The organism is Bradyrhizobium sp. LA6.8 (assembly GCF_040547935.1).
GTDB lineage: Bacteria > Pseudomonadota > Alphaproteobacteria > Rhizobiales > Xanthobacteraceae > Bradyrhizobium > Bradyrhizobium barranii.
In genome coordinates this window covers 515,114-537,407 of sequence record NZ_JBEPQQ010000003.1, presented here as the reverse complement: position 1 = coordinate 537,407, position 22,294 = coordinate 515,114, and the positions used below count along the sequence as shown (strand labels likewise).

The window sequence follows — 22,294 nt, the reverse complement described above, 5'->3', positions numbered from 1 at the left end:
CCGGCCGCCGCGATTTGTTATGCACATTTATTGGCGCCAATTTGTGCGCAATAATATTGGCAAGTCAAGCGCTCCAAAAAGGGAAGCAGCCATGAAAGTACGGAAGGAGCAGAAGAGGCTGTTGGCGGCGGAAATCGGTGCCGCCATCCTGCAAGGCGACTACCGGCCAGGCGAATGGTTGCGCCAGATCGACCTGGAAGAAGCCTTCGCTGCCAAACGGTTTGACGTCCGGAGTGCACTGACCCAGCTTGCCGCAAGCGGGATGGTGACGCATGTCGAAAATCGCGGATACCGCGTCGCGCAACCCGACTTGAACGTCGTTCGCGAGATATTGGCGATCCGCACGCTGCTCGAAGTTGAAGCGGCAAGGCAGGCGCTACCGAATATCGGCCCCGACGAACTCAAGAAGATCAAGCAGGCTCAGCAAATCTTCGAAGATGCTGTGGCGCGCGGCAGCAAGGCGGATCAGGCAAATACCAACGCAGCCTTTCACGATGAGATCTATCGCCATGCAGCGAACCAATCGCTCGCCAGCCTCATCGTGGAAATCAGAAATCGCGCCAGACCAGGGCCGATTGCTTTGTGGCCCTCGAACGCCGAGCTGCAGAGAAGTGCTGCACACCATGTCGAGATCGTCGATGCGATCGAGTCTCGCGATCTCGCCGCGCTCGTTGCAGCAGTGCGACGACACATCGTCGAATCCGGCGCCAACTATCCGGCGCGCGATCTCGGTCCGGTCAAGAAGACCTCAGCAGTCTCCGATTGACTAGGAGTGGCGAAGCCAATCTGTTGAGGGCGTGTCAGGAGCAGCGCACGGAGTAGGCCTGCCTCAATTCGCGCCCCCCGCCGGGATCGGCTCCATCCCGCTTGCGATGATCGCTTCGCGCGCGGCGGGGGAGGCGAGGAATTTTATGAGGGCACGGCCGGCCTCGGGCTCCTTCGAACCGGCCGCGATCCCGGCCGAGAAGATCGTGATCTTCTGCAATTCGTTCGGCAGCGGTCCGACGATGTCGATGCCCTTCACGGGCTTCAGCTCGCTGATCTGCTGGAAGCCGAGCTCGGCCTCGCCGTGCGCGACGATCTCGCCGACCGGCGTTGCCGGAATCTTTCGTGCCTTGTCCTTCATGACGTCGGCGATGCCGAGCTTGTCGAACATCTCGGTCGAGACGTAGACGCCGCTGGCGCTATCGGAATAGGCGATCGTTTTCGCCGCCAGCAGCGCGCGCTTGACCGCCTCCACCGAGCTGATGTCCGGCTTCGACGCACCCGATTTCACGGCAACGCCGATCGGCGATCTGGTGAGGTCGACCTGGCTGCCGGCCACGACCTTGCCCTTGCCGGCGAGGTCGGTGAGGGCATAGCCCACCATGATCAGGACATCGGCGGGTTCGCCGCGCTCCAGCCTGACCGGGATCGCATTGGTGGTCGTCCCCATCGACGGCCCATATTCCGTCAGCACTTTGTTGCCGGTGGCCTTCTCGAATTCCGGCACGAGCGCCTTGTAGGCAGCCGTCAATCCGCCCGAGATCATCACATGGACCTCGGCAGCTTCGGCCGCGCCGGTCAGCCACAGGACGGTTAGAACGCCAAAGGCAATGTTGCGGAATGTTGCTGATATCGATGTCATCGTCATTCGTCTCCAACTAACCCCGTCCGCGATACGGCGCGACGCCTTGCTCCGGCACCCACAATCCCTTCGGCACGCGGCCGGTCTGCCAGAACACGTCGATCGGGATGCCGCCGCGCGGATACCAGTAGCCGCCGATGCGCAAGAACTTCGGCTTGATCTCGCTCGCGATGCGCTTGCCGATCATGACGGTGCAGTCCTCGTGGAATGCGCCGTGATTGCGGAAGCTCGCGATGTAGAGCTTGAGCGACTTCGACTCCAGCAACCACGGGCCGGGGGCGTAGTCGATCATCAGATGCGCGAAATCCGGTTGTCCCGTGACCGGGCAGAGCGAGGTGAATTCCGGCACGGTGAAGCGCACCAGATAGTCCGTGCCCTTTTGCGGATTGGGCACGCGGTCGAGCTGGGCTTCTTCCGGTGTGTGCGGCCACTCGACCGCGCGGCCGAGCTGGAGGGATTTCTTCGCCATCGTCGTCACATCCTGTTCGAGCATGATCCGGAAAAGTGGGCACCGGTTCTCCGAAAGATCATGCTCAACTAAAAAACCGGAGCGCGATAAGATCGCGCTCCAGAGGGTGCCGGGATGGACGCAAATGTCGCCGTCGTCAACCAGCCGCGATCGTCTGGATCATGACGATCCGGTCGTTGCCGGACTCGCAGCCCCAGAGCTCGCCCGGGCGGCCGTCGAGCTGGCGCACATTGGCATTGGCCTTGTCGCTGGCGAAAACGTTGAACCGCTCGGTCGTGGGATCGAAGCGGACGATGGCATTGGCGGAGAAATCGGTCAGCCAGACCTTGTCCTTGTCGTCGACATAGACGGCATAGGTGCGGGGGTGATCGCCCGGCAGCTTCCAGGTTTTCCAGGAGCCGTTGGCGGGGTCATGCACCGAGACGTGGCCGCTGTTCCATTCGCTGACCCAGATCCGGCTTTGCGAATCTGACCAGACCCGCCGCGACCCCTGGCTCGGCGTCGGCGGCTCGACAATGGCGGCATTGCCGGTCGCAAGATCAATCTTCGCGATATGGCTGCCGGCGAGCGAGGCGTACCAGACCTCGCCCTTGGGCGTCACCGCGATGCCGTAGGGACCAACGCCCTTGGGCGCCCTGAACACGTCCATCTCGCCCGATTTCGGCTTGAGCCGGCCGTAATAGCCGGACTGGCCAGTGAACCAGTAGGTGCCTTCCTCGTCGAACACACCGGTGTTGAGATTGGCGGAGGCGAACTTTTCGGGCAGGCGGAACAGCGTGACCTTGAGATCGCCGGGATCGACCCGGGCGATCGCGTTCTGGCCGCCCTCGGTGATCCAGAGGGCACCGTCGGGGCCGATCGTCACGCCGTGCGGTGCGGCGCCCTGGCCGAGGCTGACTGTCTTGAAACTGCCATCCCGGGGGTCGAGCCTGCCCAGCATGCCCTTGCCCTGCGCCGTGAACCAGACCGTGCCGTCGCGAGCGGGGGCGAGGTCGTGCAGGCCGATGCCGGCGCTGATGGGGAAATATTTTGTCCGGAACAGGCCTTCCTGCGCAAAACTTGGGCGAACGGCGAGGAGGGCGGCGCTCGAGGCAAGAAACTGGCGGCGGTTCATGGCGTTACCCCGACTGTTTCAGATTGAGTTTGGACGCGCAGAGCAGGCGACTTCAAGGATAGTCCGAGCCCGCTCACGCGTCAGTCGAAGCACGCCGTCCAAGCGTTCACATTTGCTTGCGGCCCGTGTAAGACCCCCGGCACCGATCAGCCCTAACGAACGGAAGTGCACATCATGACCGCCATCATCGACATCATCGGCCGCGAAATTCTCGACAGCCGTGGCAATCCCACCGTCGAGGTCGACGTCGTGCTGGAAGATGGTGCGCTCGGCCGTGCCGCGGTGCCGTCCGGCGCCTCCACCGGCGCCCATGAGGCGGTGGAACTGCGCGACGGAGACAAGGCCCGCTATCTCGGCAAAGGCGTCACCAAGGCCGTCGGCGCCGTCAATGGCGAGATCTTCGAGGCCCTGAGCGGCCTCGATGCCGAGCAGCAGGCCCAGATCGACCAGATCATGATCGACCTCGACGGTACGCCGAACAAGAGCCGGCTGGGCGCCAATGCCATCCTCGGCGTCTCGCTTGCCTGCGCCAAGGCTGCAGCAAACTCGCTCGACATGCCGCTCTATCGTTACGTCGGCGGCACCTCGGCGCGTCTCTTGCCGGTGCCGATGATGAACATCATCAATGGCGGCGTGCATGCCGACAATCCGATCGACTTCCAGGAGTTCATGATCCTTCCCGTCGGCGCGTCGTCGTTCGCCGAGGGCCTGCGCTACGGCGCGGAGGTGTTCCACACCCTGAAGTCGGAATTGAAGAAGGCCGGCCACAACACCAATGTCGGCGACGAGGGCGGTTTCGCCCCGAACCTGCCGTCGGCGGACGCCGCGCTCGAATTCGTCATGAACGCGATCGGCAAGGCCGGCTACAAGGCCGGAACCGACATTGTGATCGGCCTCGACTGCGCCTCGACCGAGTTCTTCAAGGACGGCAAGTACGTCTATGAAGGCGAGGGCAAGACCCGCTCGATCTCCGAGCAGGCCAAGTACCTCGCAGACCTGGTGTCGCGCTATCCGATCGTGACCATCGAGGACGGCATGTCGGAAGACGACATGGACGGCTGGAAGGAGCTCACCGACCTCATCGGCAAGAAGTGCCAGCTGGTCGGCGACGATCTCTTCGTCACCAACGTCAAGCGCCTGGCCGAAGGCATCAAGGCCGGCCGCGCCAATTCGATCCTGATCAAGGTCAATCAGATCGGCACGCTGACCGAGACGCTCGCTGCCGTCGAGATGGCGCACAAGGCCGGCTACACCTCGGTGATGTCGCACCGCTCCGGCGAGACCGAGGATTCCACCATCGCCGACCTCGCGGTCGCCACCAATTGCGGGCAGATCAAGACCGGCTCCCTTGCGCGTTCCGATCGCACCGCCAAATACAATCAGCTCCTGCGCATCGAGCAGCAGCTCGGCAAGCAGGCGCTCTACGGCGGCAAGGCGGCACTGAAGGCGCTGGCGTAAGCCAGCGCTCCAGCTAGGACAGGGGAGGATCGACATGAGCGACGGCAAGACCGGACTGCAACTGCGTTCGCTGATCAAGAAGAGCGGTGAACTGGAAATCTCGCTCGTCGACGTGCCGACTCCCGAGCCCGCCGCGGACGAGGTCGTCGTCCGCGTCGAGGCGGCGCCGATCAACCCGTCCGACCTCGGCCTTCTCGTCGGCGCGGCCGATATGAGCACGGCGAAGGCGTCCGGCAGCAAGGACGCTCCCGTCATCACCGCGAAGGTGCCGGAGGGCGCGATGCGGGCGATGGCCGGCCGGCTCGACGAAGCCATGCCGGTTGGTAACGAAGGCGCGGGCGTCGTCATCAAGACCGGCTCGTCCGATGCCGCGAAAGCATTGATGGGCAAGACCGTCGCGATGATCGGCGGAGCGATGTACGCGCAGTACCGCACGCTGAAAGTGCGCGAGTGCCTGCCGCTGCCGGCGGGCACCACGCCGGCCGAAGGCGCCTCCTGCTTCGTCAATCCGCTCACGGCGCTCGGCATGACCGAGACCATGCGGCGCGAGGGGCACAAGGCGCTGGTGCACACTGCGGCCGCCTCCAATCTCGGCCAGATGCTGAACAAGATCTGCATCAAGGACGGCATTCCGCTGGTCAACATCGTGCGCAGCAAGGAGCAGGCCGACATCCTGCACAAGATCGGCGCCAAATACGTCGTCGATTCCACCGCACCGAGCTTCCTCGGCGATCTCACCAATGCGCTGGTTGAGACCGGCGCCACCATCGCCTTCGATGCCATCGGCGGCGGCAAGCTGGCCGGCGACATCCTCAACTGCATGGAAGCCGCGATCAACAAGACCGCCAAGGAATACAGCCGCTACGGCTCCAACGTGCACAAGCAGGTCTACGTCTACGGCGCGCTCGATATCCGCCCGATCGAGCTGCCGCGCGGCTTCGGCATGGCCTGGGGCGTCGGCGGCTGGCTGCTGTTTCCGTTCCTGATGAAGATCGGGCAGGCGGACGGAGCCAGGCTGCGCCAGCGCGTCGTCGACGAATTGAAGACGACCTTCGCCAGCCACTACACCAAGGTGGTGTCGCTTCAGGAGGCGCTCGATCCCGCCAACATCGCGGTCTACGCCAAACGGGCCACCGGCGAAAAATTCCTCGTCAACCCAAATAAATCTTCGTGATGTGCCACGGCACACCATCCAAAGAAGGACTTGCCTTCTGAGCGAAGCGCGGGAACATTTGCGCCGCAATTGAAAGCGGGGCAACCGCAAGCAAAGAAGGGGACACTTCCATGACTGATTTGAATCGCCGCGACCTGCTCGCGGGCGCTGCCGCTATGGGCGCGGCGGCCGTAACCGGACTTGGACCGACCACCGCCAGTGCCTCGGTGCCGCCAAGCGGGGCACAGGCGCCCGGCTTCTATCGCTACAAGGTCGGCAGCTACGAGTGCACCTCGATCAACGACGGCGCGCGCACCTTCCCGATGCCGGACAAGTTCGTCGTCAACCTGCCGAAGGAGGAAGCGCTGGCCGCGGGCGAGGCGGCGTACATGCCGAAGGGCATGGTCACGGTGCCGTTCAATCCGCAGCTCATCAACATCGGCTCCAAGCTGGTCCTGATCGACACCGGCAACGGCGTTGCCAATCTCGAGCCGAGCAAGGGCGCGGTCGGCCGTACGCTGCAGAACCTCGCCGCTGCCGGCGTCGACCCGAAGAACATCGACGTCGTGCTGCTGTCGCATCTCCATCCTGATCACACCAACGGCATTCGTCTCGCCGACGGCGCGCTCGCGTTCCCGAATGCGGAGATCATGGTGCCGGCGAAGGATTGGGAGTTCTGGGCGAGCGACGAGAACGCGGCCAAGGCTCCGAACGACATGACGAAGAACTACTTCGCCAACGTGAAGAAGACCTTTGCCGGCCTCGAATCCAAGGTCACGAAATACGAGTGGGGCAAGGAGGTCGCGCCGGGCATCACCTCGATCGCGACGCCCGGCCACACGCCGGGTCATACCTCGTTCGCGGTGGCCTCTGGCGACAAGAAGGTGCTGATCCAATCTGACGTCACCAACATTCCGGAGTTCTTCCTGCGCAATCCGGATTGGCACGTGGCGTTCGACAACGACGGCGCGATGGCGCAGGCGACGCGCCACAAATTCTACGACATGGCGGCAGCCGAGAAGGCGACCGTGATCGGCTTCCACTTCACCTTCCCCTCGGTGGGGCATGTCGAGAAGGACGGCGCGAAATACCGCCTGATCCCGTCGGCCTGGAATCCGACGATCTGAACCCAGTCAGGGGTTTGCGAGAAACGTCAGGCCGCCTTCGGGCGGCCTGATTGTTTTTGGATCGTAGCGACCATCTGCTTTCGAGAAACTCAGCGTTTCCAAACAGGACCGGTTCATGCACTTGCATCCAACGACCCGGATCGCTTAAGTGCCGCCCCGGAACTTCCGCTCAAGCCCCCAAGGACAATCCATGGCCTACAACATCGTCGTGATCGCCGGCAGCCTGCGCAAGGACAGCTTCTCGCTGAAGGTCGCCAACGCGCTCGCAAAGCTCGCGCCGGCCTCGCTCAAGCTCGAGGTCATCACGCTGGCAGGCATCTCGTTCTTCAACCAGGATCTCGAGGGCGCGCCGCCCGCGGACTGGCTGTCCTTCCGCGAGAAGCTGCAGAAGTCGGACGGCGTGATCTTCGTCACCCCCGAATACAACCGCGCCATCCCGGGTGTGCTGAAGAACGCCATTGACGTCGCTTCGCGCCCCTATGGCAAGAGCTCGTTCAACGGCAAGCCGGTCGGCATCATCTCGAACTCGCCGGGCCCGCTCGGCGGCGTCAGCGCCGCCAAGACGCTGCAGAACATCCTGCCGGGCATTGCCGGCCCGATCCTGCAGCAGCCCGAGACCTATCTGAACGCGGTCGGCGATGCCTTCGATGCGGAGGGGAACCTGACCAAGGAATCTCTGAAGCCCGTCCTCCAGGCCTATGTCGACGCGTTTGCTGCGCACGTGGCCAAGCACCACGGCTGAGGTTTTTTATTCGTCATGGCCGGGCTTGTCCCGGCCATCCACGCCTTAGCTCGTGGTGACGAAGAACGTGGATGCCCGGCACAAGGCCGGGCATGACGGCTGGGGTAGGGATTGGATCGCGAAGGGAGAGGCGATTAGCACTCCCTTAACCAACCTGCCGCATCTTCCCAAGATGGTCTCCCGCGCGCGCCTGAAATCGATCCTGACCGGCCTTGCCCTCTATGCGATGGCGGCCGCCATCGTCGGCTATTTCGGCGTCAACGCCTACACCGGCAAATACGGCCTCAACGCCCGCCAGGAACTCGACCAGGAGATCATCGCGCTGACGAGCGAGCTCGCCCAGCTCAAGCGCGAGCGCGCGAAGAGCGAGCAGCGCGTGTCGCTGCTGCGGACGTCGCGGATCGATCCTGACATGCTGGACGAGCGGGCGCGCTATCAGCTCGACTATGTCAATCCGCACGATCTCGTTCGGATGATCCCGGCGAAGTAGCGCTTTCCGCTGCATTCGAAACCGGCATCGAAAGCCGCTGCCGAAATTCGACAACCGTGTAGCAATTCTACCGAAAGTCTTAGGCTTGGAACCGGGCTGCCGCCTTGACGGCAACGAAGCAACGGCCCCATGGCTTCTGCCGCCGTCTGCCTGAGTTGACGCAGATCAACCGGGCCATGCCGGCGCAGCCTAGACTGCCACCCGGAGGAAACAGTGATGAATGGGCCAATGTCCCGGCATCACGCGGCCCGCGTCGAGGCCGCCATTGCGTCAGGCCAGGCCGCGCGCTCCGCGCTGGTGGCCTCATGGCGCCGTTCGTCCCGATTGCATCATCTCGATCCCGCCGGCCGCAGCGCGCCGATGCGGCTGAGTGATGTCGAGTTGCGGCAGGCGCGCGAGCGCGTCGCGCCGCTGCTCGCCGCCGCGCGAGGCGCGATGGACCGGCTCTATCAGGCGGTCGGCGCGAGCGGCTGCTGCGTGCTGCTCGCCGACGGTGCGGGCGTGCCGGTCGACCGCCGCGGCACGGCGGTGGACGATGCGACGTTCCAATCCTGGGGCCTGTGGACCGGCGCGCTCTGGAGCGAGGAGCATGAAGGCACCAACGGCATCGGCACCTGCGTCGTCGAGCAGCGCCCGCTGACAATCGACCGCGACCAGCATTTCTTCACCCGCAACACGCTTCTGAGCTGCACCGCCGTTCCGATCTACGACCACGAGGCGGCGTTTGCGGGCGTGCTCGATGTTTCCTCCTGCCGCGCCGACCGGACCGATGCGTTTTCCAATCTGATCGCGCTCGCGGCAGGTGAGGCGGCGAGGCGCATCGAAGCTGATCTGTTTCGCCGCGCCTTCGCCCATGCCCGCATCGTGCTGACGCAAGGCGCCGACGGCCAGGCCGGCGGCCTCGTCGCGGTCGATGCGGATGATCTCGTGATCGGCGCGACCCGGTCCGCGCGGGTGCGACTCGGGATTGCGCCCGGCCGTCCCTTGCAGCCGGTGCCCGCGGCTGACCTCCTCGGCGGTGATACCGCGCATGACCATCTTGCCGGCGGCCAGCGCGCGGTGTTGCAGCGGGCGCTGCTGCGCGCGGACGGCAATGTTTCGGCCGCCGCCAAGGCCCTCGGCATCAGCCGTGCCACGCTGCACAGGAAGCTCAAGCGGTTCGAGCTGAAGCACTGAGCTGCGGCTCTGTTTTTCTTCCGCGCCCACCAACTCAACCCTCATGGTGAGGAGGCCGCGAAGCGGCCGTCTCGAACCATGCAGGCCCGGCTGTGCCCGCGGCCATCCTTCGAGACGCGCGCAAGAGCGCGCTCCTCTGGATGAGGGCTGAGTGTGTGGGGGCAGCTGCGTCACCTGTCGCAGAACTGCGACAGGTCGGGCCGGCCATCGTTCACGCCCGGGCTGACAGGAAAACGCTCCCGCGACATCGTCGGCGCAAGTCGTGAACACGCGACGAATTGCGCAAACAGCAAACATCGGGAGTGATCAATGAACAAGGTGGAATTCCTCGGCGTCACCCAGCATCCCTTCGCCGAACGCTATGACAATTTCATCGGCGGCAAATTCGTCGCGCCAATCTCCGGCAGGTACTTTGACAACGCCTCGCCGGTGAACGGCCAGATCGTCTGCAAGATCGCGCGTTCCGATGCGCAGGATGTCGAGGCCGCCCTCGATGCGGCGCACGCCGCCAAGGGCGCCTGGGGACGCACCAGCGTCGCCGAGCGCGCCGCGATCCTGAACCGGATTGCCGACCGGATGGAAGAGAATCTGGAGCGCCTTGCGATTGCCGAGACCTGGGACAACGGCAAGCCGATCCGCGAGACCCGCGCCGCCGACCTGCCACTCGCGATCGATCATTTCCGCTATTTCGCCGGCGTGGTGCGCGCACAGGAAGGCTCGATCGGCGAGATCGACCACGACACCATCGCCTATCATTTCCACGAACCGCTCGGCGTGGTCGGCCAGATCATCCCCTGGAACTTTCCGCTGCTGATGGCGTGCTGGAAGCTCGCGCCGGCGCTCGCCGCTGGTAATTGTGTCGTGCTCAAGCCCGCCGAGCAGACGCCGGCCTCGATCATGGTCTGGGCCGAGATCATCGGCGATCTCCTGCCGCCCGGCGTCCTCAACATCGTCAACGGCTTTGGCCTCGAAGCCGGCAAGCCGCTCGCGTCCAGCCCGCGGATCGCGAAAATCGCCTTCACCGGCGAGACCACGACGGGCCGGCTGATCATGCAATATGCCAGCCAGAACCTGATCCCGGTCACGCTGGAGCTCGGCGGCAAGTCGCCGAACATCTTCTTCAACGACGTCACCGCCGAGGACGACGACTTCTTCGACAAGGCGATCGAAGGTTTTGTGATGTTTGCGCTGAACCAGGGCGAGGTCTGCACCTGTCCGAGCCGGGCGATTGTCCACGCCGACATCTACGACCGCTTCATGGAGCGGGCGCTGAAGCGCGTCGCCGCGATCAAGCAGGGCGACCCGCGTGCGGCCGACACCATGATCGGCGCGCAGGCATCTAGCGAGCAGCTCGCCAAGATCCTCTCCTATATCGACATCGGCAAGCAGGAGGGCGCCAAGGTGCTGGCCGGCGGCGGTCGTGCCGAGCTCGGCGGCGATCTTTCCGGCGGCTTCTACGTCCAGCCGACGGTGTTCGAGGGCCACAACAAGATGCGAATCTTCCAGGAGGAGATCTTTGGTCCCGTCGTCTCGGTCACGACCTTCAAGACCGATGACGAAGCGCTCGCGATCGCCAACGACACGCTCTATGGCCTGGGAGCCGGCGTCTGGAGTCGCGATGCCAACCGCTGCTACCGCTTCGGCCGGGCCATCCAGGCCGGCCGGGTCTGGACCAACTGCTACCATGCGTATCCTGCGCATGCCGCGTTCGGCGGCTACAAGCAGTCGGGCGTCGGTCGCGAGACCCACAAGATGATGCTCGATCACTACCAGCAAACCAAGAATCTCCTGGTCAGCTACAGCCCGAAGAAGCTTGGCTTCTTCTGATCGGGCAAGATCTGATTGGGCAAGATCTGATGGGGCAGGAGAGGGCGGCGCAATCTTGCGCTGCCCTCTCCGTCGTCATCCGTCTGTCAGAGTCTTGAGACAATACGACAGCGCCGACCGCATTCGGTTCGGCGCCTGCGCATTCGAAGCGATGCCGGGCAAAGACGGAGGCTTGGTGATGCGGAACAGTCGTTCAGGACGGACAATGGGTGTCGCAGCGATGTTGTTCGGCGCGGCGGTGCTGCCGCTGTCGATGGCCTTTGCACAGTCCGGCCCGGCGCCAGCTGGTGCCAAGCCCTTTCTGACCGTCGATGGAAAGGCGCCACTGGTCCTTGGACATCGCGGCCTGCCGGGCCTGGTACCTGAAGAGACCGAGGCGTCGTACGACCTCGCCGCGGCGCTCGGGACCGATGCACTCGAAGAGGATTTGCACCTGACCAAGGATTGCGTTCTGGTCGTGCGTCATAACCCCTGGCTGAGCGACAACACCAACATTGCCGAGGTGGCGAAGACCAATGCGGCCGTCGCCGCCCGCAAGCGCACCGTGCCCGGTGTGCGCGTCAAGGCCCCGTCGGCCACCGGCGTGCCTGCCGACTACCTGACGGATCTGAGCGACCCGGCCGATCCCAAATCGGTGCTGAAGTCGCTGATCGTGGACGGCGAGGATCATACCAACGATTGGTCGATCAGCGATTTCACCATGGCCGAGCTGAAGCAATGGATCGGCGGCACCACCTATGACGCGGCCAACGAGCGGCCGAAAGTCTTCAACGGCAAGCTCCCGATCATCAGCTTCCAGGACGTCATCGACATCGCCAAGGTCAAGAGCAAGGAGACTGGGCGGACCATCCTCGTCTATCCCGAAACCAAGAACCCGACCTGGAACAATGCCCAGGCGATCGCCAATGGCTGCGGCGCGGCCGGCAGCCATCCGCTCGAGGATGCCCTGATCAAGATCATCGGGGATAACGGCCTCAACACCAAGGACGCTCCCATCCTGGTCCAGAGCTTCGAACCCGGCAGCCTGAAATATATGCGCAGCCACGGCCTTCAGACGCGGCAGGTCCAACTCGTCGACGGCAACGGAATCGACTTCAAAACCGGCAAGGTTCTCCTCAACAACATCACGAATTCGCGCCCGTTCGACTGGACGGTTGCGGGCGAGGCGCGCTTGTACGATGCGATACTGAAGCCCGAGGGGCTTGCCGAGATCAAGACCTATGCCGAGGGCATCGGTCCCTGGAAGGCCTATATCGTTCCGCTCAAGATCGCGCCGTGGAAGGACAGCAACGCCGATGGCACGCCCTATAAGGGATCGACGCCGGAGGCTTCGACGCAGGACGCGACCAGCCTTGTCGCGGACGCGCACAAGCTCGGTCTTTTCGTCCATGTCTTCACGTTTCGGAACGAGAAGAAGTATCTTGCCGCCGATTATCGCGGCGACCCGAGCCTTGAATATCTCAAATTCTACCGGCTCGGCGTCGATGGGGTCTTCAGCGACTTCACGCATACCGGCGTTGCCGCCCGTGCGGCCTATTTGCGCGAGTTGGGCTGGTAAGGCTGGCACGGCGAATCGGACGCGCGTGGGATTTCGGATACAAGACAGCGTGTCCGATTTCTCTGCGTTGGCTGCTCACGTTCCCTTCGCTGACCGGTGAGCTAAAGTTGCCCGATCGGCGCCAAAGGTTTTGCAAAGTTTCGGTCACGTTGCAGTGCGGCATAATGAAAGTCGCGCCATGCCGCCGCGGTCCTTTCCAAGGGCGTTTGACTTGGGTTAGAGAGGGCTGAAGTTTTCTCTGACCCGGAATTCCCATGGCCGCACCCAAGAAAGCCGCCGCAAGCACTCCACAGGACAAGACCGACGGCGGTTCGCCCCCGGAATTCACCAGAGAGCAGGAGCTCAAAGCGCTCCGCGACATGCTCCTGATCCGGCGGTTCGAGGAAAAGGCCGGCCAGCTCTACGGCATGGGCGCGATCGGCGGCTTCTGCCACCTCTATATCGGCCAGGAGGCCGTGGTGGTCGGCATGCAGATGGCCCTGAAGCAGGGCGATCAGGTCATCACCGGCTATCGCGACCACGGTCATATGCTCGCCACCGGCATGGAGGCCAACGGCGTTATGGCCGAGCTCACCGGCCGGCGCGGCGGCTATTCCAAGGGCAAGGGCGGCTCCATGCACATGTTCAGCAAGGAGAAGCACTTCTACGGCGGCCACGGCATCGTCGGCGCCCAGGTCTCGCTCGGCACGGGTCTGGCCTTCGCCAACCACTATCGTGGTAACGACAATGTCAGCGTCACCTATTTCGGCGACGGCGCGGCCAACCAGGGCCAGGTCTATGAGAGCTTCAACATGGCGGAGCTCTGGAAGCTGCCGGTGATCTACGTCATCGAGAACAACCGCTACGCCATGGGCACCTCGGTGTCGCGTGCTTCGGCGCAGCAGGATTTCTCCAAGCGCGGCGCGTCCTTCAACATCCCCGGCATGCAAGTCGACGGCATGGACGTCCGCGCCGTGAAGGCCGCGGGCGAGGAGGCGGCGGCCTGGTGCCGTGCCGGCAAGGGCCCCTTCATCCTGGAGATGCAGACCTACCGCTATCGCGGCCACTCGATGTCCGACCCCGCCAAGTACAGAACGCGCGAAGAGGTCGAAAAAGTCCGCCACGACCAGGACCCGATCGAGCAGGTGCGCAACCGCCTGCTCGCGGCCAAGGTTAGCGAGGCCGATCTCAAGGCGATCGACGCCGAGGTCCGCGACATCGTCAATGCGTCCGCCGACTTCGCCCAGCATGATCCCGAGCCGGATGCCGCCGAGCTCTGGACCGACATTTACCGCTGAACGCGCGCAAGCTTTCTTTTGGAGTCGATATGCCAATTCAAGTGCTGATGCCCGCGTTGTCGCCCACGATGGAGAAGGGCAACCTTGCCAAGTGGCTGAAGAAAGAGGGCGAGACCATCAAGTCCGGCGACGTCATCGCCGAGATCGAGACCGACAAGGCGACCATGGAGGTCGAGGCGACCGATGAAGGTACGCTCGGCAAGATCCTGATCCCCGAGGGCACCGCCGACGTTGCCGTCAACACGCCGATCGCGACCATTCTCGCCGATGGCGAGACGGCCGCCGATCTCGCCAAGGCGCCAGCCGCGCCCGCGCCGAGCGTCGCGCAGGAAGTCGCCGAATCCCGTTCGCCGGTCGGCGAAGGCAAGCCGATGATCTCGGCGCCGAAGGCCGCGCCTGCACCCCAGGCCGTCGCCGAACCCGATCCGGAAGTGCCCGCCGGCACCGCGATGGTGACGCAGACCATCCGCGAAGCGTTGCGCGACGCCATGGCCGAAGAAATGCGCCGCGACGCCGACGTCTTCGTGATGGGCGAGGAAGTCGCTGAATATCAGGGCGCCTACAAAGTGACCCAGGGCCTGTTGCAGGAATTCGGCGCCAAGCGCGTCATCGACACGCCGATCACCGAGCACGGCTTTGCCGGCATCGGCGTCGGCGCTGCCATGACGGGGCTGAAGCCGATCGTCGAGTTCATGACCTTCAACTTCGCCATGCAGGCGATCGATCAGATCATCAACTCAGCGGCCAAGACGCTCTACATGTCCGGCGGCCAGATGGGCTGCTCGATCGTGTTCCGCGGCCCGAACGGCGCCGCCGCACGTGTCGCCGCCCAGCACAGCCAGGACTACTCGTCCTGGTATTCCAACGTCCCGGGCCTCAAGGTGGTCGCGCCGTTCTCCGCAGCGGACTACAAGGGCCTGCTCAAGGCTGCGATCCGCGATCCCAATCCGGTGATCTTCCTCGAGAACGAGGTGCTCTACGGCCATACCGGCGAAGTGCCGAAGCTCGATGACTTCGTGATCCCGATCGGCAAGGCGCGCATCGTGCGTTCGGGCAGCCATGTCACCATCATCTCCTGGTCGAACGGCATGACCTATGCGCTGAAGGCCGCCGACGAACTTGCCAAGGACGGTATCGAGGCCGAGGTGATCGACCTGCGCACGCTGCGGCCGATGGACACCGAGACCATCGTCAACTCGGTCAAGAAGACCGGCCGTGCGGTCACGGTTGAAGAGGGCTGGGCCCAGAGCGGCGTCGGCGCCGAGATCGCCGCGCGCATCATGGAGAACGCCTTCGACTATCTCGATGCGCCGGTCGCGCGCGTCTCCGGCAAGGACGTGCCGATGCCCTATGCCGCGAACCTGGAGAAGCTCGCGCTGCCGTCGGCAGCCGAAGTGGTCGAGGCCGCCAAAGCCGTCTGCTACAGGTAGATCATGGCGGGCCCGAAGGAGCAGCCATTGCCACCCGACGTCCTCGCCCGCGACGATGCGGTCGAGATCCTGCGCGTATTCGTGCTGGACGGCGGGTTGTCGATGGCGTTCCAGCGCGCCTTCGAGGAGCCCGACATGTGGGGCCTCCTGCTCGTCGATCTCGCCCGTCACGCGGCGCGCGCCTACGCGCGCGAGAGCGAATACACCGAAGAGGACGCGCTGAGCCGGATCCTCGAGATGTTCCAGGCGGAGATTGAACGGCCAACCGATACGGGCACGACGACACCGCGCGGGAAGGGGCACTGATCGTGGCGATCGAAGCCCATCATTTCGATTTCATGCTGGAGGCGATCCGTGAGGCGGAGGCCTCGATCGCGCAGGGCGGCCTGCCGATCGGCGCCGTGCTGACGCGCGGCAACGAGATCATCGCCCGCGGCCACAACAACCGCGTGCAGGAAAAGAACGTCATCCTCCACGGCGAGATGAGCTGCCTGCGCGAAGCCGGCGTGATCTCGTTCCACGACACCGTCATGTACACCACGCTGTCGCCATGCTCGATGTGCGCCGGCGCACTCGCTCTGTTCAAGGTGAAGCTGGTGGTGATCGGAGAATCCGTCACCTTCCCGGGCTCCAAGGACATCCTCGACAAGTTCGGCATCCCCTGGATCGACCTTGCCGACGACCGCTCCATCACCATGATGAAGAATTGGCGTTCCATCCCTGCCAACGAGCGCCTGTGGCAGGGCGACATCGGCAACTAAACCTGGTCGTCTTCGCTGTCGGAGACGACGTATTGCAAAGTTCTTCTTGAGGTCAGCATGCCCATCAACATCCTGATGCCCGCTCTCTCGCCGACAATGGAGAAGGGCAACCTCGCCAAATGGCTGAAGAAGGAAGGCGACAAGGTCAAATCCGGCGACGTCATCGCCGAGATCGAGACCGACAAGGCGACCATGGAGGTCGAGGCGATCGACGAAGGCACGATCGCCAAGATCCTCGTGCCCGAGGGCACGCAGGACGTCCCGGTCAACGACGTGATCGCAGTGCTGGCCGGCGAGGGCGAGGACGTGAAGGCGGCTGGTGCCGCCAAGCCCAGCGCCTCGGCCGCACCTCCGAAAGCTGCTGAAGCGCCCGCCGCCGCGCCGGCTCCCGCAGCCGCGCCCAAGGCTGTGCCGCCTGCCGCCGCACCGGCGCCGCAGGCCGCAGCTCCAGCCGTGCAGAGCAACGGCCACGGCGGCCGCGTGTTCTCGTCGCCGCTCGCGCGCCGTCTTGCCAAGGACGCCGGCATCGATGTGTCGATGGTGACGGGCACCGGCCCGCACGGCCGCGTGGTGGCGCGTGACGTCGAGCAGGCCAAGTCCGGCAAGGGCCTGAAGGCGCCTGCCGCTGCGCCGTCCGGGGCGCCCTCGATCGCGCCGACCATGTCGGACAAGCAGATCCTGTCGCTGTTCGAGCCCGGCTCCTACGAGATCGTCCCGCATGACGGCATGCGCCGCACCATCGCGCAGCGCCTGACTGCGTCGATCCAGAACGTCCCGCACTTCTACCTCACCATCGACTGCGACATCGGCAAGCTGCTCGCCGCGCGCGAGGAGATCAATGCGGCTGCTCCCAAGGACAAGGAGAAGAAGCCGCTCTACAAGATCTCGGTCAACGACTTCGTGATCAAGGCGATGGCCGTTGCGCTCCAGAGAATCCCGAACTGCAACGTCAGCTGGACCGAAAGCGGCATGGTCAAGCACCACCATTCCGACGTCGGTGTTGCCGTGGCGATGCCCGGCGGCCTGATCACGCCGATCATCCGCAAGGCAGAGACCAAGACGCTCTCCACCATCTCCAACGAGATGAAGGATTTTGCCGCGCGCGCCCGCTCGCGCAAGCTGAAGCCCGAGGAATACCAGGGCGGCACCACCGCGGTCTCCAACCTCGGCATGTTCGGCATCAGCCACTTCACCGCCGTGATCAACCCGCCGCATGCGACGATCCTCGCGGTCGGCACCAGCGAGGAGCGGCCGGTCGTCCGTGGCGGCAAGATCGAGATCGCGCACATGATGAGCGTGACCCTGTCCTGCGATCACCGCGCCATCGACGGCGCGCTTGGCGCCGAGCTGATCGGCGCGTTCAAGCAGCTGATCGAAAATCCCGTCATGATGATGGTCTGAGATGGCGCATGACGACGCGCTGGCCCTGGATCTCGATGCTGGTCTCGCTGATCCTCACGCTCAGCCCGCTCGGCCGCGACATCGTTGACTCCGCCTTCTTCGCCGGCGAGGCGCTGTCGCGCAACATCTGGGCGCCGATTGCGCTCACCATCTTCGCCATCATGGCGGCCGCCATTCTCTCGGAATGGCTGATCAGAAGCTACATCCGCAATCGCCGCGCCCGCGGCGCAACGACCGCTTGAGTTGAACGGGAGCCGCCATGGCCGATACATCCTTCGACGTCATCATCATCGGCTCCGGCCCCGGCGGCTATGTCACCGCGATCCGCGCCGCCCAGCTCGGCTTCAAGGTCGCGATCGTCGAGAAGTCCTATCTCGGCGGCATCTGCCTGAACTGGGGCTGCATCCCGACCAAAGCGTTGCTGCGCTCCGCCGAGATCTACCACTACATGCAGCACGCCAAGGATTACGGCCTGTCGGCGGAGAAGGTCTCGTTCGACCCGAAGGCGGTGGTGCAGCGTTCGCGCGGCGTCTCGAAGCGGCTGAACGACGGCGTCGGCTTCCTGATGAAGAAGAACAAGGTGAGCGTGATCTGGGGCGCGGCCTCGATCGACGCGCCCGGCAAGGTCACCGTGAAGAAGTCCGACGTCGAGGGCCCGAAGGGCGCGCTGGGTGAGGGCGCTTACCAGGCCAAGCACATCATTATTGCAACCGGTGCGCGGCCGCGCGTGCTGCCCGGCCTTGAGCCTGACAAGAAGCTGATCTGGACCTATTTCGAAGCGATGGTCCCGGAGAAAATGCCGAAGTCGCTGCTGGTCGTCGGCTCAGGCGCGATCGGCATTGAGTTCGCCTCGTTCTTCCACACCATGGGCTCCGAGGTCACCGTGGTCGAGGTGCTGCCGCAGATCCTGCCCGTCGAGGACGCCGAGATCGCAGGCCTCGCCCGCAAGCGTCTGGAGAAGCAGGGCATCAAGATCATGTCCTCGACCAAGGTCACGAAGCTGGAGAAGAAGGCCGACAGCGTCGTCGCCACCATCGACGACGGCAAGGGCAAGCCCGTCACCACCGAGTTCGAGCGCGTGATCTCGGCGGTCGGCGTCGTCGGTAATATCGAGAATCTCGGCCTGGAAAAGCTCGGCGTGAAGACCGACCGCGGCTGTATCGTCATCGACGGCTACGGCAAGACCAACGTCCCCGGTATCTACGCGATCGGCGACGTCGCCGGTCCCCCCATGCTGGCGCACAAGGCCGAGCATGAAGGCGTGATCTGCGTCGAGGCCATCAAGGGCTTGCATCCGCATCCCATGGACAAGAACCTGATCCCGGGCTGCACCTATTGCCAGCCGCAGGTCGCCTCCGTCGGCCTCACCGAAGCCAAGGCCAAGGAGAGCGGCCGAGAGATCCGCGTCGGCCGTTTCCCGTTCGTCGGCAACGGCAAGGCGATTGCGCTGGGCGAGGATCAGGGCCTGGTCAAGGTGATCTTCGACAAGAAGACCGGCCAGCTCCTCGGCGCCCATATGGTCGGTGCTGAAGTCACCGAGCTGATCCAGGGCTACGTCGTCGCGATGAACCTGGAGACGACCGAAGAAGAGCTGATGCACACGGTGTTCCCGCATCCGACCCTGTCAGAGATGATGAAGGAAGCCGTGCTCGATGCGTATGGAAGAGTGTTGAATATTTGATGGGCGCCATCGCCGCCCGCCGCCGTCATTGCGAGCGCGGCGAAGCAATCCAGACGGCCTCTGCGGAAAGATTCTGGATTGCTTCGCTGCGCTCGTAATGACGAGCAGAGAGCCGTTTGCAAAATAAGAAGGAAACCAACCCGTGCACGATAACGACAATCTCACCATCGAACGCCCGACCTTCGTCACTCATCTCGAATGCGCGATGGAGGGCGATCATTACGCCGCCGACCAGGTCCACAATCTCTCCAAGGCCGGCAAGCCGCTTTTGGTGCGCTACGACCTCGCGGGCGTGAAGAAGGCGCTGACCAAGGATGCGCTTGCCAAGCGTCCTGGCGACATGTGGCGCTACCGCGAGCTCTTGCCCGTGCGCAAATGCAAGGACATCGTCTCGCTCGGCGAGGTCACGACGCCGCTGATCCGGCTACCGAAGCTCGGCGCCAAGCTTGGCGGCGGCGAGATCATCGTGAAAGACGAGGGACGGCTGCCGACCGGCTCGTTCAAGGCGCGCGGCCTCGTGATGGCGGTGTCGATGGGCAAGGCGCTCGGCATCAAGCACATGGCGATGCCGACCAACGGCAATGCCGGCGCGGCGCTCGCAGCTTACGCCACGTCGTGCGGCATCAAGACCACGATCTTTTGCCCGGCCGACACGCCGGAAGTGAACGTCAGCGAGATCGAGCTTCAGGGCGCGACCGTCTATCGCGTCAACGGCTATATCGACGATTGCGGCAAGATCGTCGGCGAAGGCAAGGCAAAAGTCGGCTGGTTCGACACGTCCACGCTCAAGGAGCCGTACCGCATCGAGGGCAAGAAGACGATGGGCCTGGAGCTCGCCGAGCAGCTCGGCTGGGACGTGCCCGACGTGATCTTCTATCCGACCGGCGGCGGCACTGGCCTGATCGGCATGTGGAAGGCTTTCGACGAGCTGGAGAAGATCGGGTTCATCGGCTCCAAGCGCCCGCGCATGGTCGCGGTGCAGGCGTCGGGCTGCGCGCCGATGGTGCGGGCCTATGACGCCGGCACCGAGCATGCGACGCGCTGGGAGGACGCCCACACGATTGCGTCGGGCATCCGCGTGCCGCAGGCGATCGGCGACTTCCTGATCCTGCGCGCGGTGCGCGAGAGCAAGGGTTTTGCCATCGCGGTCGACGACGACAAGATCTCGGCGGCGCTGAACGAAGTCGCACGCGAGGAGGGGCTGTTGCTCTGTCCCGAGGGCGCCGCGACCTACGCCGCCTACAAGGACAGCCTCGCCGACGGCCGTGTCAGCAAGACCGACCGCGTGATGCTGTTCAACTGCGCGACGGGCCTGAAATACCCGCTGCCGCCGGTGACCCGCACGCTCGATCGCCACAAGCCGATCGACTACACGCAGTTCTAGGCACGACCAGACCGCCGGAGCGCGATGATCGCGCTCTGGCGCGTCATTTCGTCTCTTCACGACCGATCCCTCTTCCCGTACGCGGGAGGGCACAAAAAACAACAAAGACATCGCTGGGGAGAAGACAATGAAGAAGGCCATCTGGGCCGGGTTGATCGGTATTCTCGCTGTGACCGGCGCCGCGCGCGCCGACGACTATCCCTCGCATCCCATCACCGTCATCGTTCCCTTCGCCGCCGGCGGCCCGTCGGACGCGATGGCGCGCGTGCTCGCCGAGCGCATGCGGGTGACGCTCGGCCAGCCGCTGGTGATCGAGAATGTCACGGGCGCGGGCGGCTCGATCGGCGTCGGTCGCGCCGTGCAATCGGCGCCGGACGGCTACACCATCTCCTTCGGCCATCTCGGCACCCATGTTGCCAACGGCGCCGTCTACAAGCTCAAATACGACCTCGTCGCCGATCTCGAGCCGGTGGTGCTGCTGCCGAGCAATCCGATGATCGTGGTGAGCAAGAACGCGGTGCCCGCGACCTCGTTGAAGGAGCTCATCGAGTGGCTGAAGTCGCGGCCGTCGCCGCCGACCGCCGGCACCGCCGGCGCGGGCTCCGGCAGCCATATCGCCGGTGTCTATTTCGAGAGCGTCAGCGGCATCAAGCTGCAATATGTGCCGTATCGCGGCACGGCGCCCGCGCTGAACGATCTCATCGCCGGCCAGATCGACGTCATCATCGATCAGACCTCCAACTCCATCAACCAGGTCCGCGCCGGCACGATCCGCGCCTATGCCATCACCGACGACAAGCGGCTCTCGTCGGCGCCGGACATTCCGACGGCCGCCGAGGCGGGGCTGAAAGGCTTCAACATGACGTTGTGGTCGGGCCTGTGGGTGCCGAAGGGCACACCGAAGGAGATCGTCACCAAGCTCAATGCGGCCGCCGTGGAAGCGCTGAACGACCCCGCCGTGAAGAAGCAGCTCGAAAGCCAGGGCCTCGAGATGACGCCCAAGGATCAGCTCACGCCCGAAGCGCTCGGCGCGCGCCAGAAGGCGGAAATCGCAAAATGGTGGCCGATTATCAAGGCCGCCGACATCAAGGTGGATTGAGGCGGATTGCCTCTTCGGATGCGGCCACAACGTCAAGTGGCCGCACCCTGTGGAACAATCAGGTTCACGCGGCGCCGCGTTACGTCTTGGCTTCGCTGTGCTTCGACAGGGCCGCCTCCAGACAATTGATCAGAGCCGGCGTGGAAAATGGCTTCGCGAGAAAGCAGATGGCGCCAGCTTTCAGCGCGCGGTCGCGCACGGCATCGTCGGGAAAGGCGGTCATGAAGATAAACGGCGTGCGGTGACCAAGGCCGCGCATATGCATCAGGAGATCAACGCCGCTCATGACCGACATCTGCACATCCGCGATCACGCAGGACGTCGTCCTCAGTTCGGCCGACTGGAGAAATTCGAGAGCGGAGCCAAAGATGTAGACGGTGTATCCCCGCGACGTCAGCAGATTGTTGGTCGCAAGGCGGACGGATGGATCATCGTCAATGACGGAAATGACCGAAGGGACTGACAAGATGATCGCTCCTGATCGGGGAGCGGCCGCGCGCGGCGCAGCCGCCCATCGGAA

General features: G+C 64.1%; 22 protein-coding genes. 18 read left to right on the top strand and 4 right to left on the bottom strand.

Annotation, left to right across the window (positions count from 1 at the left end; translation table 11 throughout):
- The first annotated feature begins 91 nt into the window (after positions 1-91).
- A complete protein-coding gene (locus ABIA90_RS16195; RefSeq protein ID WP_071913528.1) occupies positions 92-766 on the top strand; it encodes a GntR family transcriptional regulator in 675 nt (224 codons plus the stop codon).
- Positions 767-829: 63 nt separating this feature from the next.
- On the opposite strand, the gene ABIA90_RS16190 is transcribed toward ABIA90_RS16195, so the two are convergent.
- From ABIA90_RS16190 to ABIA90_RS16180, 3 genes are all read right to left on the bottom strand, one after another.
- Positions 830-1,627: a substrate-binding domain-containing protein gene (locus tag ABIA90_RS16190; RefSeq protein ID WP_071913530.1), complete on the bottom strand. Its 798-nt coding sequence runs from the start codon at positions 1,625-1,627 to the stop codon at positions 830-832.
- 16 nt (positions 1,628-1,643) lie between these two features.
- On the bottom strand, positions 1,644-2,120 hold the full coding sequence (gene queF / locus ABIA90_RS16185; protein ID WP_041960296.1) for a preQ(1) synthase: 477 nt from the start codon (positions 2,118-2,120) through the stop codon (positions 1,644-1,646).
- Positions 2,121-2,232: 112 nt separating this feature from the next.
- Positions 2,233-3,210 carry a Vgb family protein gene (locus ABIA90_RS16180; protein ID WP_354118092.1) on the bottom strand — a complete coding sequence of 326 codons (978 nt, stop codon included), beginning with the start codon at positions 3,208-3,210 and terminating at the stop codon, positions 2,233-2,235.
- Positions 3,211-3,384: 174 nt separating this feature from the next.
- Here ABIA90_RS16180 and eno point away from each other — a divergent pair, with 174 nt between their 5' ends.
- From eno to ABIA90_RS16095, 17 genes are all read left to right on the top strand, one after another.
- On the top strand, positions 3,385-4,668 hold the full coding sequence (eno, locus tag ABIA90_RS16175) for a phosphopyruvate hydratase (RefSeq protein WP_085404746.1): 1,284 nt from the start codon (positions 3,385-3,387) through the stop codon (positions 4,666-4,668).
- A 34-nt stretch (positions 4,669-4,702) separates the two neighbouring features.
- Positions 4,703-5,842, top strand: a complete 1,140-nt coding sequence (locus tag ABIA90_RS16170) for a zinc-binding dehydrogenase (protein ID WP_354118093.1) — start codon at positions 4,703-4,705, stop codon at positions 5,840-5,842.
- 110 nt (positions 5,843-5,952) lie between these two features.
- Positions 5,953-6,948 (top strand): MBL fold metallo-hydrolase, encoded by a 996-nt coding sequence (locus ABIA90_RS16165; RefSeq protein WP_354118094.1) that lies wholly within the window; start codon positions 5,953-5,955, stop codon positions 6,946-6,948.
- A gap of 190 nt (positions 6,949-7,138) precedes the next feature.
- Complete coding sequence (locus tag ABIA90_RS16160; protein WP_063983076.1) at positions 7,139-7,690, top strand: NADPH-dependent FMN reductase; 552 nt, start codon at positions 7,139-7,141, stop codon at positions 7,688-7,690.
- A 172-nt stretch (positions 7,691-7,862) separates the two neighbouring features.
- A complete protein-coding gene (locus ABIA90_RS16155) occupies positions 7,863-8,180 on the top strand; it encodes an FtsB family cell division protein (RefSeq protein WP_028149600.1) in 318 nt (105 codons plus the stop codon).
- A 216-nt stretch (positions 8,181-8,396) separates the two neighbouring features.
- On the top strand, positions 8,397-9,356 hold the full coding sequence (locus ABIA90_RS16150; protein WP_354118095.1) for a GAF domain-containing protein: 960 nt from the start codon (positions 8,397-8,399) through the stop codon (positions 9,354-9,356).
- A gap of 309 nt (positions 9,357-9,665) precedes the next feature.
- Positions 9,666-11,183, top strand: a complete 1,518-nt coding sequence (gene adh, locus ABIA90_RS16145; protein ID WP_354118096.1) for an aldehyde dehydrogenase — start codon at positions 9,666-9,668, stop codon at positions 11,181-11,183.
- 205 nt (positions 11,184-11,388) lie between these two features.
- Positions 11,389-12,741, top strand: coding sequence for a glycerophosphodiester phosphodiesterase family protein (locus ABIA90_RS16140; RefSeq protein ID WP_354118097.1), 1,353 nt, complete (start codon positions 11,389-11,391; stop codon positions 12,739-12,741).
- A gap of 254 nt (positions 12,742-12,995) precedes the next feature.
- Positions 12,996-14,018 (top strand): pyruvate dehydrogenase (acetyl-transferring) E1 component subunit alpha, encoded by a 1,023-nt coding sequence (pdhA, locus tag ABIA90_RS16135; protein ID WP_063983080.1) that lies wholly within the window; start codon positions 12,996-12,998, stop codon positions 14,016-14,018.
- A 29-nt stretch (positions 14,019-14,047) separates the two neighbouring features.
- Positions 14,048-15,448, top strand: a complete 1,401-nt coding sequence (locus ABIA90_RS16130; RefSeq protein ID WP_354100069.1) for a pyruvate dehydrogenase complex E1 component subunit beta — start codon at positions 14,048-14,050, stop codon at positions 15,446-15,448.
- Between the two features lie 3 nt (positions 15,449-15,451).
- Positions 15,452-15,754, top strand: a complete 303-nt coding sequence (locus ABIA90_RS16125) for a DUF5076 domain-containing protein (RefSeq protein ID WP_028149595.1) — start codon at positions 15,452-15,454, stop codon at positions 15,752-15,754.
- 2 nt (positions 15,755-15,756) lie between these two features.
- Complete coding sequence (locus ABIA90_RS16120; RefSeq protein ID WP_014495015.1) at positions 15,757-16,209, top strand: nucleoside deaminase; 453 nt, start codon at positions 15,757-15,759, stop codon at positions 16,207-16,209.
- A 57-nt stretch (positions 16,210-16,266) separates the two neighbouring features.
- A complete protein-coding gene (locus tag ABIA90_RS16115; RefSeq protein WP_354118098.1) occupies positions 16,267-17,610 on the top strand; it encodes a pyruvate dehydrogenase complex dihydrolipoamide acetyltransferase in 1,344 nt (447 codons plus the stop codon).
- Positions 17,611-17,618: 8 nt separating this feature from the next.
- Complete coding sequence (locus ABIA90_RS16110) at positions 17,619-17,852, top strand: hypothetical protein (RefSeq protein WP_354118099.1); 234 nt, start codon at positions 17,619-17,621, stop codon at positions 17,850-17,852.
- Positions 17,853-17,869: 17 nt separating this feature from the next.
- A complete protein-coding gene (gene lpdA, locus ABIA90_RS16105; RefSeq protein WP_283016630.1) occupies positions 17,870-19,291 on the top strand; it encodes a dihydrolipoyl dehydrogenase in 1,422 nt (473 codons plus the stop codon).
- Positions 19,292-19,433: 142 nt separating this feature from the next.
- Entirely contained in the window at positions 19,434-20,675 is a 1,242-nt protein-coding gene (locus tag ABIA90_RS16100) for a threonine synthase (RefSeq protein ID WP_354118100.1), read from the top strand.
- Positions 20,676-20,802: 127 nt separating this feature from the next.
- Positions 20,803-21,774 (top strand): tripartite tricarboxylate transporter substrate binding protein BugD, encoded by a 972-nt coding sequence (locus ABIA90_RS16095; RefSeq protein ID WP_085404622.1) that lies wholly within the window; start codon positions 20,803-20,805, stop codon positions 21,772-21,774.
- A 79-nt stretch (positions 21,775-21,853) separates the two neighbouring features.
- Here the strand turns inward: ABIA90_RS16095 and ABIA90_RS16090 are convergent, their stop codons facing one another.
- On the bottom strand, positions 21,854-22,240 hold the full coding sequence (locus ABIA90_RS16090) for a response regulator transcription factor (RefSeq protein ID WP_071913559.1): 387 nt from the start codon (positions 22,238-22,240) through the stop codon (positions 21,854-21,856).
- Positions 22,241-22,294: the final 54 nt, after the last annotated feature.

Bases quoted from the DNA above. Each gene is read 5' to 3' on its own strand.
- eno (WP_085404746.1), top strand. From the start codon at position 3,385: ATGACCGCCATCATCGACATCATCGGCCGCGAAATTCTCGACAGCCGT.
- pdhA (WP_063983080.1), top strand. From the start codon at position 12,996: ATGGCCGCACCCAAGAAAGCCGCCGCAAGCACTCCACAGGACAAGACC.
- ABIA90_RS16155 (WP_028149600.1), top strand. From the start codon at position 7,863: ATGGTCTCCCGCGCGCGCCTGAAATCGATCCTGACCGGCCTTGCCCTC.
- ABIA90_RS16170 (WP_354118093.1), top strand. From the start codon at position 4,703: ATGAGCGACGGCAAGACCGGACTGCAACTGCGTTCGCTGATCAAGAAG.
- lpdA (WP_283016630.1), top strand. From the start codon at position 17,870: ATGGCCGATACATCCTTCGACGTCATCATCATCGGCTCCGGCCCCGGC.
- ABIA90_RS16115 (WP_354118098.1), top strand. From the start codon at position 16,267: ATGCCCATCAACATCCTGATGCCCGCTCTCTCGCCGACAATGGAGAAG.
- ABIA90_RS16195 (WP_071913528.1), top strand. From the start codon at position 92: ATGAAAGTACGGAAGGAGCAGAAGAGGCTGTTGGCGGCGGAAATCGGT.
- ABIA90_RS16150 (WP_354118095.1), top strand. From the start codon at position 8,397: ATGAATGGGCCAATGTCCCGGCATCACGCGGCCCGCGTCGAGGCCGCC.
- ABIA90_RS16160 (WP_063983076.1), top strand. From the start codon at position 7,139: ATGGCCTACAACATCGTCGTGATCGCCGGCAGCCTGCGCAAGGACAGC.
- queF (WP_041960296.1), bottom strand. From the start codon at position 2,120: ATGCTCGAACAGGATGTGACGACGATGGCGAAGAAATCCCTCCAGCTC.
- ABIA90_RS16190 (WP_071913530.1), bottom strand. From the start codon at position 1,627: ATGACATCGATATCAGCAACATTCCGCAACATTGCCTTTGGCGTTCTA.
- ABIA90_RS16165 (WP_354118094.1), top strand. From the start codon at position 5,953: ATGACTGATTTGAATCGCCGCGACCTGCTCGCGGGCGCTGCCGCTATG.
- ABIA90_RS16130 (WP_354100069.1), top strand. From the start codon at position 14,048: ATGCCAATTCAAGTGCTGATGCCCGCGTTGTCGCCCACGATGGAGAAG.
- ABIA90_RS16140 (WP_354118097.1), top strand. From the start codon at position 11,389: ATGGGTGTCGCAGCGATGTTGTTCGGCGCGGCGGTGCTGCCGCTGTCG.
- adh (WP_354118096.1), top strand. From the start codon at position 9,666: ATGAACAAGGTGGAATTCCTCGGCGTCACCCAGCATCCCTTCGCCGAA.
- ABIA90_RS16110 (WP_354118099.1), top strand. From the start codon at position 17,619: ATGACGACGCGCTGGCCCTGGATCTCGATGCTGGTCTCGCTGATCCTC.
- ABIA90_RS16125 (WP_028149595.1), top strand. From the start codon at position 15,452: ATGGCGGGCCCGAAGGAGCAGCCATTGCCACCCGACGTCCTCGCCCGC.
- ABIA90_RS16180 (WP_354118092.1), bottom strand. From the start codon at position 3,210: ATGAACCGCCGCCAGTTTCTTGCCTCGAGCGCCGCCCTCCTCGCCGTT.
- ABIA90_RS16095 (WP_085404622.1), top strand. From the start codon at position 20,803: ATGAAGAAGGCCATCTGGGCCGGGTTGATCGGTATTCTCGCTGTGACC.